The organism is Thiothrix sp. UBA5583, from assembly GCA_002425225.1.
GTDB classification, from domain to species: domain Bacteria; phylum Pseudomonadota; class Gammaproteobacteria; order Thiotrichales; family Thiotrichaceae; genus Thiothrix; species Thiothrix moscowensis.
Map to the genome: position 1 here is coordinate 1 of DILV01000025.1, position 14,571 is coordinate 14,571.

15 protein-coding genes are annotated in these 14,571 nt (G+C 51.9%); 6 read left to right on the forward strand and 9 right to left on the reverse strand.

All coding sequences use genetic code 11. The annotated features are described in order from the left end of the window. Nucleotides 1–4: 4 nt before the first annotated feature. Genes thrC through alaC form a run of 3 tightly spaced genes read right to left on the reverse strand, consistent with a single transcriptional unit; the run spans nt 5 to nt 3,961 of the window. Nucleotides 5–1,450 carry a threonine synthase gene (gene thrC / locus B2U47_RS08500; RefSeq protein ID WP_296679920.1) on the reverse strand — a complete coding sequence of 482 codons (1,446 nt, stop codon included), beginning with the start codon at nt 1,448–1,450 and terminating at the stop codon, nt 5–7. A 4-nt stretch (nt 1,451–1,454) separates the two neighbouring features. Further along, nucleotides 1,455–2,765 carry a homoserine dehydrogenase gene (locus B2U47_RS08505; RefSeq protein ID WP_296679922.1) on the reverse strand — a complete coding sequence of 437 codons (1,311 nt, stop codon included), beginning with the start codon at nt 2,763–2,765 and terminating at the stop codon, nt 1,455–1,457. A gap of 2 nt (nt 2,766–2,767) precedes the next feature. After that, nucleotides 2,768–3,961, reverse strand: coding sequence for an alanine transaminase (gene alaC / locus B2U47_RS08510; protein ID WP_296679924.1), 1,194 nt, complete (start codon nt 3,959–3,961; stop codon nt 2,768–2,770). A 108-nt stretch (nt 3,962–4,069) separates the two neighbouring features. Between alaC and B2U47_RS08515 the strand changes: the two genes are divergently transcribed. Beyond that, entirely contained in the window at nt 4,070–4,438 is a 369-nt protein-coding gene (locus tag B2U47_RS08515) for an Mth938-like domain-containing protein (RefSeq protein WP_296679926.1), read from the forward strand. Nucleotides 4,439–4,456: 18 nt separating this feature from the next. On the opposite strand, the gene rpoS is transcribed toward B2U47_RS08515, so the two are convergent. From rpoS to B2U47_RS08540, 5 genes are all read right to left on the reverse strand, one after another. After that, nucleotides 4,457–5,458 carry an RNA polymerase sigma factor RpoS gene (gene rpoS / locus B2U47_RS08520; protein WP_296679927.1) on the reverse strand — a complete coding sequence of 334 codons (1,002 nt, stop codon included), beginning with the start codon at nt 5,456–5,458 and terminating at the stop codon, nt 4,457–4,459. Between the two features lie 527 nt (nt 5,459–5,985). After that, nucleotides 5,986–6,453, reverse strand: a complete 468-nt coding sequence (locus B2U47_RS08525) for a DUF3106 domain-containing protein (RefSeq protein WP_296679929.1) — start codon at nt 6,451–6,453, stop codon at nt 5,986–5,988. After that, on the reverse strand, nt 6,450–6,671 hold the full coding sequence (locus B2U47_RS08530) for a hypothetical protein (protein ID WP_296679933.1): 222 nt from the start codon (nt 6,669–6,671) through the stop codon (nt 6,450–6,452). Before B2U47_RS08530 ends, B2U47_RS08525 begins: the two co-directional genes overlap by 4 nt. An 18-nt stretch (nt 6,672–6,689) precedes the next feature. Next, nucleotides 6,690–7,103 (reverse strand): hypothetical protein, encoded by a 414-nt coding sequence (locus tag B2U47_RS08535; RefSeq protein ID WP_296679935.1) that lies wholly within the window; start codon nt 7,101–7,103, stop codon nt 6,690–6,692. Continuing rightward, nucleotides 7,103–7,714, reverse strand: coding sequence for an RNA polymerase sigma factor (locus B2U47_RS08540; protein WP_296688320.1), 612 nt, complete (start codon nt 7,712–7,714; stop codon nt 7,103–7,105). The genes B2U47_RS08535 and B2U47_RS08540 overlap by 1 nt, the downstream gene beginning before the upstream one ends. A gap of 145 nt (nt 7,715–7,859) precedes the next feature. Here B2U47_RS08540 and ypfJ point away from each other — a divergent pair, with 145 nt between their 5' ends. Next, complete coding sequence (gene ypfJ, locus B2U47_RS08545; protein WP_296679939.1) at nt 7,860–8,732, forward strand: KPN_02809 family neutral zinc metallopeptidase; 873 nt, start codon at nt 7,860–7,862, stop codon at nt 8,730–8,732. On the opposite strand, the gene B2U47_RS08550 is transcribed toward ypfJ, so the two are convergent. Next, the gene (locus B2U47_RS08550; RefSeq protein WP_296679942.1) at nt 8,733–9,905 is read right to left on the reverse strand and encodes a pyridoxal phosphate-dependent aminotransferase; all 1,173 of its coding nucleotides are present in this window, start codon (nt 9,903–9,905) and stop codon (nt 8,733–8,735) included. A 36-nt stretch (nt 9,906–9,941) separates the two neighbouring features. On the opposite strand from B2U47_RS08550, the gene B2U47_RS08555 reads away from it, so the two are divergent. The 4 genes from B2U47_RS08555 (at nt 9,942) to B2U47_RS08570 (ending at nt 14,563) form a co-directional block, all read left to right on the forward strand. Continuing rightward, entirely contained in the window at nt 9,942–10,733 is a 792-nt protein-coding gene (locus B2U47_RS08555) for a peptidoglycan DD-metalloendopeptidase family protein (protein WP_296679944.1), read from the forward strand. Nucleotides 10,734–11,413: 680 nt separating this feature from the next. Beyond that, entirely contained in the window at nt 11,414–12,265 is an 852-nt protein-coding gene (locus B2U47_RS08560; RefSeq protein ID WP_296679946.1) for a 5-bromo-4-chloroindolyl phosphate hydrolysis family protein, read from the forward strand. 31 nt (nt 12,266–12,296) lie between these two features. Further along, nucleotides 12,297–13,466 carry a toxic anion resistance protein gene (locus B2U47_RS08565; RefSeq protein WP_296679948.1) on the forward strand — a complete coding sequence of 390 codons (1,170 nt, stop codon included), beginning with the start codon at nt 12,297–12,299 and terminating at the stop codon, nt 13,464–13,466. Between the two features lie 2 nt (nt 13,467–13,468). Then, the gene (locus B2U47_RS08570) at nt 13,469–14,563 is read left to right on the forward strand and encodes an SPFH domain-containing protein (RefSeq protein ID WP_296679949.1); all 1,095 of its coding nucleotides are present in this window, start codon (nt 13,469–13,471) and stop codon (nt 14,561–14,563) included. The last annotated feature ends 8 nt before the right edge of the window (nt 14,564–14,571 follow it).

A 14,571-nucleotide genomic window follows, 5' to 3' on the forward strand; every position in this document is an offset into this window, starting at 1 on the left:
ATTTTTAATGCGATTGCCCTAAGCGTGTATGCTGAACAATGAATCCCTTGATGGCCTCTGCATCGGCTTCCATGACTTCAAAACGTTGTGGCAGGCTTTCCAACGCTTCCATGCCTGCCGGACGTACCGGGTCACGCCCCAGGGCTTCACGGATGGAATCCTCAAACTTGGCTGGCAACGCGGTTTCTAGCACCAGCATCGGCACACCGGCTTCGCGGTATTCCAATGCAACTTTCACCCCATCTGCCGTGTGGGTGTCGATCATCACACCGTAAGTTTCCCAGACGTTGCGGATAGTCTGCATCCGGTTGGCATGTGAACTTGCACCCGACTGGAAACCAAATTCTGTCACGTTGGCAAATGAACCACCAACATTCAGGTTGAATGCACCGCCATTATCCACTTCGCCCCACAGCTCGCGCACTTGGTCAGCATCGCGCCCCACCAGATCGAACACGAAACGCTCAAAGTTGGAAGCCTTGGAAATATCCATTGACGGGCTACTGGTATGCCAGGTATTAGCAGCACCACGCGGACGATACACACCTGTGCGGAAAAACTCATCCAGCACATCATTTTCGTTGGTCGCCACCACCAGATGCCTGATCGGCAACCCCATCATCCGTGCAATATGCCCGGCACACACGTTACCAAAATTGCCAGAAGGCACAGTAAAACTGACCTGTTGGCTGTTATCGGTAGTCGCTGCAAAATAGCCTTTGAAATAGTAAACAATTTGCGCAGCAACACGCGCCCAGTTGATCGAATTGACCGCACCAATACGGTTGGCTTGCTTGAAAGCATGATCGTTGGAAACCGCTTTCACGATGTCCTGACAATCATCAAATACACCTTTGACTGCAATATTGTAAATATTTGGGTCTTGCAGGCTGAACATTTGCGCGGTTTGAAAACGGCTCATCTTGCCATGTGGCGACAACATGAACACATTCACACCCTGCTTGCCACGCATGGCATATTCGGCGGAAGAGCCTGTATCACCGGAAGTTGCACCAAGAATATTGATGCCCTGCCCTGCTTTCGCCAGCACATACTCAAACAGATTGCCAAGCAGTTGCATCGCCATATCCTTGAATGCCAGCGTCGGTCCATTGGACAGGCACAACAACGCCAAGCCTGGCTCCAGTGTATGCAACGGCGTTATATCCTGTGCATCCTCACCAGCCCGCACGTTGCAATACACTTCTGCCGTGTAGGTTTTGTCAATAATCGCTTTGAGATCATCTGCCGGAATATCGGTAGCAAAACGTGACAACACGGCAAAAGCCAGCTCAGGGTAAGTCATGCCACGCATCTGCGCCAGTTCCGCATCACTGAAATGCGGATAGGTTTCCGGCAAATACAGACCACCATCCGGGGCTAACCCGCCCAGCAGAATCTCACAAAAGGATTGCGCAGGCGATTGCCCACGAGTTGAAATGTATTTCATTGGTTTAGCCCAAACTTTCTACACGGATGCGGGTGACATCACTACAAATGCTATCCAGCGCTTCGATGGCAGCAATGGCTTCGTTCATGTTGCCTTCGCGTACACGCTGGGTCAGCATGATAATGCTCACCTTGTTTTCACCACTTTTCGGCTCTTTCTGGATAAAGGCTTCAATACTGATCTGACGGTCGCCCAAAATGCGGGTCACTTCTGCCAGCACACCGGGGCGGTCAACCGCACACATGCGCAAATAGAAGGCTGTTTCCACTTCCTCAATCGGCAAAATCGCCGTATCCGCCAGACTGGATGGCTGGAAAGCCAGATGTGGCACACGGTTTTCCGGGTCAGAAGTGAGCGCACGGGTAATGTCCACCAAATCTGCCACCACAGCCGAAGCCGTCGGTTCCGCACCCGCACCAGCCCCGTAATACAGGGTTGAGCCAACCGCATCACCTTTGACCAACACAGCATTCATGACTCCATCCACACTTGCAATCAGGCGGCTTTGCGGAATCAATGTCGGGTGCACCCGCTGCTCAATACCTTTGCTGGTACGGCGAGCAATGCCCAGCAGTTTGATCCGGTAGCCCAGCTCAGCAGCGTAACTGACATCTTCCGCCGTGATGCTGGAAATGCCTGCGGTATAGGTTTGTTTGAACTGCAAGGGGATGCCGAATGCAATGGATGACAGGATGGTCAGCTTGTGACCTGCATCAATCCCTTCCACATCGAAAGTCGGATCAGCTTCGGCATAACCCAGTGCCTGCGCCTCTGCCAGAACATCAGCGAAACTGCGCCCCTTGTCACGCATTTCGGTCAGGATAAAGTTGCTGGTTCCATTGATGATGCCAGCCAGCCACTCAATACGATTCGCCGCCAAACCTTCGCGCACAGCCTTGATGACCGGAATGCCACCGGCAACAGCGGCTTCAAACGCCACCATCACGCCTTTTTCCTGGGCAGCGGCAAAAATCTCATTGCCGTGCAGGGCAATCAGTGCCTTGTTGGCAGTCACGACATGCTTGCCATTGCGGATTGCCTGCAACACCAGATCGCGTGCTACGGTATAACCACCGATCAACTCCACCACAATCTGGATGTCAGGATCGTTGACCACTTCAAAAGCATCGCTGGTCAAACGCACTTCACCCAGCCCCAGTTCGACAGCACGGCTCAGATCAAGGTTTGCAGCGTAATCAATCACAATGCCACGCCCAGCACGACGGGTGATTTCTTCTGCATTACGCTTCAAAACTGTTGCAGTACCGCCACCGACTGTTCCCAGCCCCAGCAGGCCAACCTTGACAGGTTCCATGCTTACTCCTTAATACCTTGATCTTTACGGAACATTTGTTTGATGTTGCGGATTGCCTGACGGGTTCTGTGTTCATTTTCAATCAGGCTGAAGCGCACATGGTCGTCACCGTATTCACCGAAACCAATACCCGGTGATACAGCCACCTGTGCGTCACGCAACAGTTTTTTGGCGAATTCCAGCGACCCCATTGCCGCATACTGGTCAGGGATTTTTGCCCACACGAACATACTGGCTTTAGGTCGCTCGACCGTCCAGCCTGCCGCATTCAGACCATCGCACAACACATTGCGGCGGCTTTCGTACATGCTGCGAATTTCCTCCACACAATCCTGCGGGCCATCCAGCGCGGCAATCGCTGCCACCTGAATGGGGGTGAACGTACCGTAGTCCAGATAAGACTTGATCCGTTCCAGTGCCTTGACCAGCGTCGGGTTGCCACACATGAAGCCTACCCGCCAGCCCGGCATGTTATAGGTTTTGGACAGGGAATAGAATTCCACCGCGATGTCTTTCGCCCCTGGCACTTGCAAAATGGAAGGCGCTTGGTAGCCGTCAAAGCAGATTTCCCCGTAAGCAATATCGTGGATAACCCACACATCATGCTCTTTGGCAACCTTGATGACGCGCTCGAAGAAATCCAGTTCCACACACTGCCCAGTCGGATTGCCAGGGAAGTTGATGATCAGCATCTTGGGCTTGGGCCAGGAGTTTTTGATGGCTGCTTCCAGCTCTTCAAAGAAATCCTTGCCCGGAACCAGCGGTACATGGCGAATATCGGCATCAGCAATAATGCTGCCATAGGGATGAATTGGGTAAGCGGGGTTGGGAACTAGCACAGTATCGCCCCGGCTCAGGGTTGCCAGTGCCAGATGCGCCAGCCCCTCCTTGGAACCGATGGTGGTAATCGCCTCAGTTTCCGGGTCAATATCCACGTCAAACTTGCGCTTGTACCAGTTGCTGATAGCCTTGCGCAGACGCGGGATACCGCGTGACATGGAATAGCGGTGCGTATCAAGCCGTTGGGCTGTTTCCACCAACTTATCTACAATGTGTTTAGGTGTTGGCTGGTCAGGATTACCCATGCCGAAATCAATGATGTCCTCACCTTTGGCACGGGCTTCGCGCTTGAGGGCATCAGTGATTTTGAAAACATACGTTGGAAGCCTGTTTATTCTTTGAAAATCGTCCTGCACGGTTCAAATCCATCGAAGAAAACAACCCATCACTGGGGCCACAGATAAGCCAGCCACATTACAATCCACCATGCAGGCTGTCAATTGAGAAAGGACAAGGGAATCAGAATGAAATTCAGCGAAGACACAGGCAACGCCACCAACCGCATCACGGGTTACGGCAAAGACTGGATAAGGGTCAATCAGGAAACACTGACAAACAGCTTTATTTTGGGAGCCAACACCCTGATGACAGAATGGCGGCCTACCCGCATGGAAGATCTGACTGTGGATGACTTGCAAGCACTATTTGCCCTACAGTCTGAAGTTATCATTATTGGTAGCGGGGCTGTTCAAACTCTGCCAACCGCAGCTATCTGGAAAGCGTTGGTACAAAACGGCATCGGCTTTGAAATCATGAGCACCGATGCCGCTTGCCGTACTTATAATGTATTGTTGTCGGAAGCCCGTCGCGTGGCTGCGGCTTTCTTCCTGTAGCAAGCCCGAAACAGGGAATTACACCATACCCAGCAGGCTTTCCCCGGAAAGCCCCTTGTTTTCAAGAATACGGCGCAGGCGCTTGAGGGCATCCATCTGGATTTGACGTACCCGCTCACGGGTCAGACCCAAAGCAGCACCCACTTCTTCCAGTGTAGCACGCTCGTGACCATGCAGGCCGAAACGGCGCACAATCACCTCCTTCTGCTTGAACTCCAACTGGTTCAACCAGTTATCAACCGACTGGGTAATGTCTTCATCTTCCAGCTTGCTGGCAGGCTCGTCACTTTCATCGCTACTGACAAAATCCACCAGTGGGCTATCACCTTCCTTGCCCACCGGAATATCCAGCGACGTGATGCGCTCATTGAAATCCAGCAACTTGCGCAGGGAATCAACCGGCTTGCCCATGGCTGCCGCCACCTCCTGCACGGATGGCTCATAACCCAGCTTCTGGGTCATTTCACGCACCTTGCGCATGTAGGCATTCAGTTCCTTGTTGACATGAATGGGCAGACGGATGGTGCGGGTCTGATTCATCAACGCCCGCTCAATGTTCTGACGAATCCACCAGGTAGCATAAGTAGAAAAACGGAAACCACGCTCAGGATCGAATTTTTCTACCGCATGGATCAGGCCAAGGTTGCCTTCCTCAATCAGGTCTGGCAGCGGCAGACCCCGCCCCATATAACGACGGGCAATTTTGACAACCAGACGCAAATTGCAGGTAATCATTTTTTTGCGCCCCAACTCATCACCATTACGGGCAAGCCGCCCATAGATAATTTCTTCCTCAGGGGTCAGTAAGGGAGAAAACTCGATTTCACGCAGATACAATTGGGTGGCATCCATATCATGCGTAGCAACCGACGAGGACACGACAGGAAAAGCCAGCTCCTCACTGTCACAATCATCATCGATATCCGCATCCAGCTCAGGCACATCGTCATCTTCTTCGGTGGTAGAAAATGCAACGAACTCTTCCTCTTCGTTGCCAGCGCGAGTCTGTGGTCTTGGCATTGTTAAGACTCCTTTGTTTTTGAAAGGGCTTGGAACAAACAAGGCATTCAGCATTGCCTCCACCCTACCTGCACTTCACCGTGCAGCAAGGGTCGTTTACATCCCCAAATCGACACTCATCATTAATTTCGGAGCAAGTTAGCACAAAAGTTTGCTATCGGAAAGAGCTTAACGAAAACTTAACGCCATATCTAAGTGACTGATTATCAAGCAACACATCAAAGGCAGGAAAAAACAGATGAAAATCAAAGCTGAATGAAACCTGAATGCAATCCAGCAATAAGCTACCGTTCATCGGATTATTGCAACACATCAAGAACGATTATCGTATTTTAGAGGGCATCAAAAGATTTCCTGGACTTTCTCCAGGACGACACAACTCTTGCTAGTGCTTGTAAAATGAACAAGGCACACATCCCAGCAACAAACTAAAGCTGGAAGGTGCGCCTTCTGTCTTGATTTTTGCCCATTTCCACCTGGTGCAAACCCTGGCAACAACCTGTGTAATAACGGGGCGAAAAGCCAGATTACCGATTGCCGTATTTTTGCTGCAACTGCTGCACGTAAGCTTTACGCTCGGCATCGTTCATGCTAGACCATACCTGTTTGAGCTTTTGCTGCTCGGCAACCGGCAAACTTTTGACCCACTGATGCCACGCTTTCAACTTGGCTTTCTTGCTGGCAGGCATTTGCTTGAAACGGGTAAGCTGCTTGGAAACTGTCTGTTTCTGGCTGGCTGACAGATTGTTCCAGTCCTTGTAGCGCTGCCTGATACGCTCACGCTCTTCCGGCGACTTGGCAGCCCAGCGGCGCAAGGTCTTTTGCTTACTCTCCGAAAAGCTGTCCCATTTGTTGGCAAACGGTTGCAACACTGATTGCTCGTTACCGTTCAGATCTGACCATTTGACCTGATCCGCCGCCACCTGACCGCTAAACAGCATGGCAGCAACACCGAGAAGGGAATAGACAAAACGTCCTTGCTTGCTGGATTTCATTCCGAAGTCTCCACTGTATTATCCGCCAGCAAATAAATCGGTTCATCACTGGCAAATTCAATCAAACCTTCGGCCTCATCCCAATAGCTACCATATTCATCCCACCATTCCATCATGCTTGTGATTTCTTCAACCGTTTCATCGGCTGCTGCCGGAACCAGCCACAGCAACAAAACGAAAAAAACGCACAAACTATTACGGAGTCCTTTCCTGTCCATGAGTATCACCTGTCATCGTTAGCCGTATTCGGCTTCCAACCATTCGTAAATTTCCAGATTTTCGAGGAAATCCATCTCCTCGTGGGACATCAGTATGTCCATTTCGTTCCCATCCAACACGCTTGCCGAAGCAGAAGCTTCCGTCTCTGGCATCACCAAGGTCGAAACGGGTGGAACAGATTGTGGGGACAACATTTGGTCAGCATTGGGCAAGACCCATAACGCTACAAAGAGTGTGACCACAGCAGCGGCTGCAAATCCGTGCGCAAACGACGGAACGTGAAAAAATGACGACGAACGGTTATTTTGTTCGATCGCCTGCAATCTGATACGGGTCAATCGCACCCGTGTATGCATATCCAGATTGTCAGCAGAATAATCCAGCCCCTGTTTGACTGATTCAATCAATATGTTTTCTGTTAATTTTTCCATCACTGATACTCTCCCAGTTTTTCTCGCAAACTGTGGATGGCGCGGGAATAATGTGTTTTCACACTCCCTTCCGAACACTTCATTATTTTAGCAGTTTCTGCAATGTCATAGCCCTCCCATGCCCGCAACAGAAGTGCCTGCTGTTGGCGCAATGGCAACGTTCCGACTGCATTCAGCATGGTTTTACTCATTTCAGCCTGCAACACCTGCTCCTCCGGCTCGGGAAACTGTGTCTGGGCGATATTCTCTTCCGGGCTGAAATCATCTTCGTCATCATCCGAGCGGAAAAAGAATACCCGCCAGCGGTTACGCACTTTCTGCCGACGATGCCAGTCATTGATACGACTATGCAGGATGGCATGAAACAACGCCCCCCACTCCCCATCCGAGTGGGATGAATACTTCTGCACCAACTTGAACATCGCGTCCTGCACAATATCCAGAGCTTCTTCATCATCCTGGGTTGCCAAACGCGCAATCACAAACGCCCGATGCTCAACACCGCGCAAAAAGCTGTTCATCCTTGCCATTGACGCCAAAGCATTACGCCCTGGCGAATCCTGTTTGAGCGGGTCGTTGTGACCGGTTATCAGCGCCGTTGTATCCATCATCTCTCTTTCAGTTCGCCAGACCATTGCCGCGAACTCCCTCCTTAATAACGATTCAACCATTTAGAAGTTGACATATACCCCCCATTTAGTTTTAGTTCTGTGAAATAGTTCCCTTTTGCCCACCAAAGAGTTTGGAGAACAAAAAATGCGCTGGAAAACAGGAAGGCAGAGCAGCAATGTTGAAGACCGCCGAGGCATTGGTGGCGGTGGCGGTGGTGGTTTCCGTATCGGTTTGCTGGGAACCGTGGCAATTGTGCTGATTGGCTGGTTCATGGGCGCGAACCCGTTGCAACTGCTAGGTATGGTCGGCGGGGCAAATGCCATTCTGGGCAACATGGGTGGTGGAAGTAGCAGCAACTCCACCCAAGTAGCAGGTGGTGCTCCCAATGATGAGGCTGGACAATTTGCTTCTGCGGTTCTCGCCAGTACAGAAGATGTCTGGAATCCGATTTTCCGGCAGCTCGGAAGCCGTTACCAGGAACCCAAACTGGTTTTGTTTACAGACAGTACCGATTCGGCCTGTGGCTACTCTTCGGCCGCAACCGGCCCCTTCTACTGTCCTGGCGACCACAAGGTTTACATTGATCTGGGCTTTTTCCGCGAACTGAAAAGTCTGGGCGGCTCAGGCGATTTTGCACAAGCATACGTTTTAGGACATGAAATCGGGCATCATGTGCAAAACCTGATGGGCACAACCGACGAAGTTACCCGCTTGCAAGCCCGTATGGGCGAACGTGACAGCAACGCCCTGTCAGTTGCCTTGGAATTGCAGGCCGACTGTTTTGCCGGAGTCTGGGCGCACAAAGCCCATCAGCAGTTCAATGTGCTGGAAGAAGGCGATATTGAGGAAGCCATTTCTGCGGCTGGTGCAATCGGGGATGACCGCCTACAACGCATGTCCGGGCGGCGTATCAACCCGGACTCGTTCACCCACGGTTCCTCACGCCAGCGCATGGAATGGTTCCAGCGTGGCCTGCGCTCCGGCGATCTGCGGGATTGCAATACTTTCGGCAAGTAGTCAGCGGGGTAAATGGCGAGCCAGCCGTTCCATCGCTTCTGCCAGCCTGTCAATACTGGTGGTGTAAGCGAAACGCACATGTGTCGCTGCCTGATGGCTACCGAAATCAATACCGGGGGTAAATACCACCCCGGTTTTATCCAGCATCTCCAGACATAACTGCTGGGCATCATTACCAAAGCGCTCCATACCTGTGTAAACGTAAAACGCGCCTTGCGGTTCCACTTGCACATCAAAACCCAGTTCACGCAAGGCGGGCAGCAGGAAATCCCGCCGACGTTGCAGCTCCTGCCGTTGCATTTCCATAACGTCCAGTGCTTCAGGGGTGAAAGCAGCCAGTGCCGCATATTGTGCCGGGGTTGGGGCAGCAAGAAATACATTTTGTGCCAGACGATCCAGTGTTTCCACCCAATATTCCGGGGCAACCACCCAACCCAGCCGCCAGCCGGTCATGCCAAAATATTTGGAAAAGCTGTTGATGACCCAAATGTTGTCCGGGTCAACCGACAAGGCGGTCACATCATCCACACCGTAAGTCAGACCTTGATAAATTTCATCGACGATCAGATGACCGCCCAATTGTTGGGTGACTGCGTACATGGTTGCCAATGCTGGCAAATCCAGCACCGTGCCTGTTGGGTTAGCCGGACTTGCCAGCATGACTGCCCGCGTTGCCGCATTCCAGTACTGACGGATGTGCTGCGTTGTCAGTTGGTATTGACTGTTTGCCCCTACCGGAATCCCAACCGCCTTGCCCTCAAACAGACGAACAAAATGGCGATTACACGGATACCCTGGATCAGTCATCAACACTTCATCCCCCGGATTCAGCATGGCTCCAAGCACCAGTTGCAAAGCACCGGATGCACCGGGCGTGACCACAATGCGTTGCGGGGAAATGTTCACGCCAAAGCGCTGCGCATAATAGCCCGCAATAGCCTCACGTAGCTGCGGCAACCCTTTGGCCGCTGTGTATTTGGTATGCCCTGCCTGCAAAGCCTGGATACCGGCTGCCACAATGGGATAAGGCGTAGGAAAATCCGGTTCGCCGACTTCCATGTGGATAATGTCCTGCCCTAGCGCTTCTCGTCGCCGTGCCTCTGCCAGCAAGGCCATGACATGGAAAGGCTGGATTTCCCGCATCCGCGCAGCAGCTATGTTATGCTCAGCCATAAAATTGTTTTGCACCAATTCCATCAGGTAGTAAAAATGAAAAAATGGCTATTTCTCGGAATCGCACTGTATTCCACCCAGCTTGCAGCATTTCCCCGTGCAAACCCTGTTCCGGGGGGAATTGCGGTGCTGCCGGTTGCACCTTTGTCAGACAAGCTGCCCATTGTACAGTATGCAGGCAAGCGCGTAACAGTTGTTCCCCAAGGCGATCAATGGCAGGCATTGATTGGGCTTCCACTTGATGCCGAACCCGGCACACAACGCTTGCTAGTTTCAGGAAAACCCCTTGAATTTGAAATAAAAAACAAACAATATCGTACTCAGCGCATCAGGATCACTGACCCTAACAAAGTCACCCCGGATGAAGAATCTTCCGAACGTATTGTGCGGGAACTGAATATCCAGAAACAGGTAAGAAGCCGTTTTTCCGCCACTACCCAACCTGACCTGAACTTCATCAGACCCGTACCAGGGCGCGATACCGGAAGTTTTGGCCTGCGCCGCATCATCAACGAGTTACCCCGCAATCCCCACAGCGGTATGGACATTGCCGCTCCTACCGGCACACCTGTCAAGGCAACGGCTGCTGGGCGGGTTATTCATGTCGGTGATTTCTTTTTCAGCGGCAACTCGGTGTATGTAGATCATGGTTCAGGTGTCATCAGTCTGTATGCGCACCTGAGTCAAACACGGGTAAAGCCGGGTGACACCTTGCTACAAGGCGATGTATTGGGGGAAGTGGGTCGTACCGGGCGTGCCACCGGACCACACCTGCATTGGTCTATCTACCTGAATGGTGAAGCGGTTGACCCAGCCCTGCTCCTATAGCGCAAAAATTAATCCAAAGATTCAGTTTGGATTCAGTGACTCCGGCTTAACATGGCTTCAACTTCAGCAGAGATCGTGAACTTGGGGTTTGTGGTAGCGGTTTCGTCGTCAGAGGTTTCTGAAATACAAAAAATAAGCTGTTCCGCCGTTCTGACACTCAATGGCATAAGAGATTCGGAATGACGGCAAGCTGAGGTTAACAACCTGAACATCTTTCCTGACCGGCCATTCATTGGGGAGCTGGTTACAGGGCTGATGTTCAGGGGTAACAGACCGGCATTCCTACTTGGTAAACACTGGGAGTTGACCACGTAGTTTCGCCAGCCTGCCAAGCAAAAGGCAGCAAACAGGGGGTTTGCTTTCGCTTGGAACCGGATATTCACTGATTCCGGTGTTCTTGAGTCACCTTCACAAAGGGCGGGAATTTCATAACCCGCCTTTTTTTTACATTCCCGCATTATACAGCTTCCGTTCATAAATAAAATCTTTTTCTGGCGCAATCACTTGAATGAGATAGGCTATTTCCCCATATACGGTTACACTAACCCAAAAAAGGAGGACATATGGCCTATACACTAAAAAAGACGGTCGGCTTCATTCTTCTGGTTGTCACAATCGGTGGCGTCAGCGTGATGTCCATCTTTCATATGTTTCCACCCCTGTTCTGAAACGGAGCAATGATGAGTGCTGCCAAACGCTACGAACCCACCCTGCATAATGTCCGCTACGGAATCAAAGGCATCTTGCTGTACCTGTTGCCCTTACCTGTCCTGATTACTGCCATTGGTTCGCTGATGCGGGGGGCAGTCATGGATACACTAGTGACTGGAGGGGTATTTGCTGCTCTGATGCTGGGAGCTAGCATTGCCCGCCACGGATTCCGCCTGCAAGGGGAATATGAACGGCGTAAAATTGCCCGTGCTCCATCAACCCCTTTCAAAACGGTAGCAGCCATTATCATCAGTCTCGCGATTGGCGTGCTGGACTGGTGGAATTCCAGCTTTGCTATGGGTTCCATCCTGCCATCCACCCTAGTTGGTGCGGTCACGTTCCTCGGTTTTGCCCTGTATTACGGGTTAGACCCGCGCAGGGACAAAGCTACCGGTATTTCCATTGGTGTCACCATTGACGAGGTACTGGATGCGCTGGATGCTGCCAATGTCAAGATTGACGCCATCGAACAGGCACGCCGCAAAATCAACAACCCGGAATTCAATGCCCGTCTGCAACGCATCACCAGCAAGGCACGTGAAGTCCTCACCAGCATTGAAGATGACCCTACCCGCCTGTCACGCGCCCGCAAGTTCCTCAAGGTGTATTTGGATGGAACTCAGCGCGTGACTGAAGGTTATGCTCGCGCTCATCAGGATAACAAACCGGTGGCGCTGGAAACCAATTTCAGCCGCGTGCTGGATTCGATAGAACAAACCTTCGCTGAACAGCACACCAAACTACTGGAAGACAATCATTTCGATCTGGACGTACAAATAGAAGTGCTGGAAACCCAGCTCAAACGCGAAGGCGTCCTCTAAGCCAATAATGATACCCAAGGAGATGACCACCATGAATGAAACCCAAACCACCACCACAGTCCAGACAGCCCCAGCCATCATTCCCGGTACTGAACTGGCTCCCCTGCCGGAAATGACTACAGAACTGGTAGCCTACAGCCAGGCTCCTACCCAGCTTCAGCAGGAAATGGAAAGCATTATTGCCGAAATCAACATGACTGACCGCAGCAGCATCATGTTCTTCGGTACCAAGACCCAGGAGCAGATGACCACCATTTCTGAAAAAATGCTCAATGGCGTCAAAAACAAAGATATTGGCTCGGCGGGCAAATCCCTCACCAACATGATTACTGCCATCAAGGGTTTCGACATTGATTCCCTCAACCCGGATGACGAGCCAAGCTGGTGGGAAAAACTGATCGGCAAGACCAAGCCGGTAGTCGAGTTCCTCAGCAAATACGAAGACGTGCGCAAGCAGATCGACACCATCACCGATGAAATGGAAGGCCATAAAACCCAGTTGCTGACTGACGTGGTAACACTCGACAAGCTGTACGAAGCCAACCTGGATTTCTTCCACAAGCTGGAAGCCTATATTTCTGCGGGCGATGAAAAATTGAAACGTCTGGACAGCAACGACATCCCCAAACTGGTTGCTGAAGTCCAGGCCAAGACTGAAGATCTGGTACTGGCACAAAACCTGCGTGACCTGCGTTCCGCGCGTGACGACTTGGAACGCCGCGTACACGACCTGCGCCTGACCCGTCAGGTAGCCATGCAAAGCCTGCCCAGCATCCGTCTGGTGCAGGAAAATGACAAAACCCTGATTAACAAGATCAATTCCACCCTGATCAACACCGTTCCGCTGTGGAAAAACCAGTTGGCACAAGCCGTGACCATTTTCCGCATGAGTGACGCTGCCAAGGTGGTAAAAGAAGCCTCTGACCTGACCAACGAATTGCTGGAAAAGAACGCTGAGACCCTGCGTCTGGGCAACGAGGAAACCCGCAAACAGATGGAACGCGGCGTGTTCGACATCGAATCGGTCAAGAAAGCCAATCAGACCTTGATTGATACCATCAACGATTCCCTGCGGATTGCTGATGAAGGCAAGACCATGCGTGCCAAAGCCGAAGAAGAACTCAAGGTCATGGAGGGCGAACTGCGACAGGCCCTCATTTCTGCCAAAGCCAAATCTGACAGCCCACGCCAAGGAGCATAACCATGGGACTCTGGGACAAACTGATGGGTGAATTTGTCGATGTCATCGAATGGACAGACGACAGCAGCGATACGATGGTCTACCGTTTCGAGCGGCACGGCAATGAAATCAAGTATGGTGCGAAACTGACCGTGCGCGAATCGCAGGTCGCTATTTTCGTCAACGAAGGCGAAGTTGCTGATGTACTCAGCCCTGGCCTGTATGTACTGGAAACCCAGAACCTGCCGCTGCTTTCCACCCTGCAACACTGGGATCACGGTTTCCAAAGCCCGTTCAAGGCTGAAGTCTATTTCTTCAATACCAAACAGTTCACCAACCTGAAATGGGGAACCAGTAACCCGGTCATCGTGCGTGACAGCGAGTTTGGGGCAGTACGCTTGCGGGCATTCGGGACTTATGCCATCCGCATTGATGATGCCCGCAAGTTCATGCAGGAAATCATGGGGACAGATGGCAATTTCACCGTTGACCAGATCAGCAACCAGTTGCGCAGCATGATCGTGACCCGTTTCAGCAGCGTGGTGGCGGGAGCCAATATCCCGGTACTGGATCTGGCTGCCAACTATGAGCAGTTGGGGCAGTTTGTTACCCAACGGATTGCACCGGAATTTGCTGCTTACGGCATCAAGCTGACATCCATCATGCTGGAAAACATTTCCCTGCCCACTGAAGTGGAAGATGCGCTCGACAAACGTACCAGCATGGGCGTGATCGGCAACCTCGACAAATACCTGCAATTCCAGACCGCTGAGGGTATCGGCAACGGCACATCCAATAGTGCGCTGGATATGGGCATGGGTTTTGCCGTTGCCAACAAAATGGCGGAAGTGCTCAACAAGCCAGCCGCTGCTGTCCCGCCCCCCATCCCGGACAGCAGTTGGCATGTAGCAGTTGGTCAGGAAGCCAGCGGCCCGTTTGGTTTGCCGCAATTGCAACACATGGTGCAAAGTGGTCAACTGACTGCCACCACGCTGGTATGGCAAACCGGCATGGCTAGCTGGCAGGCAGCCGGGGAAATGGCAGCCTTGCAAGGTTTGTTCAGCAAGCAGACCCCTCCCCCGATTCCACCAGCGGTTCCTTCCCAAAGCGCGGAATAAGCACGGCA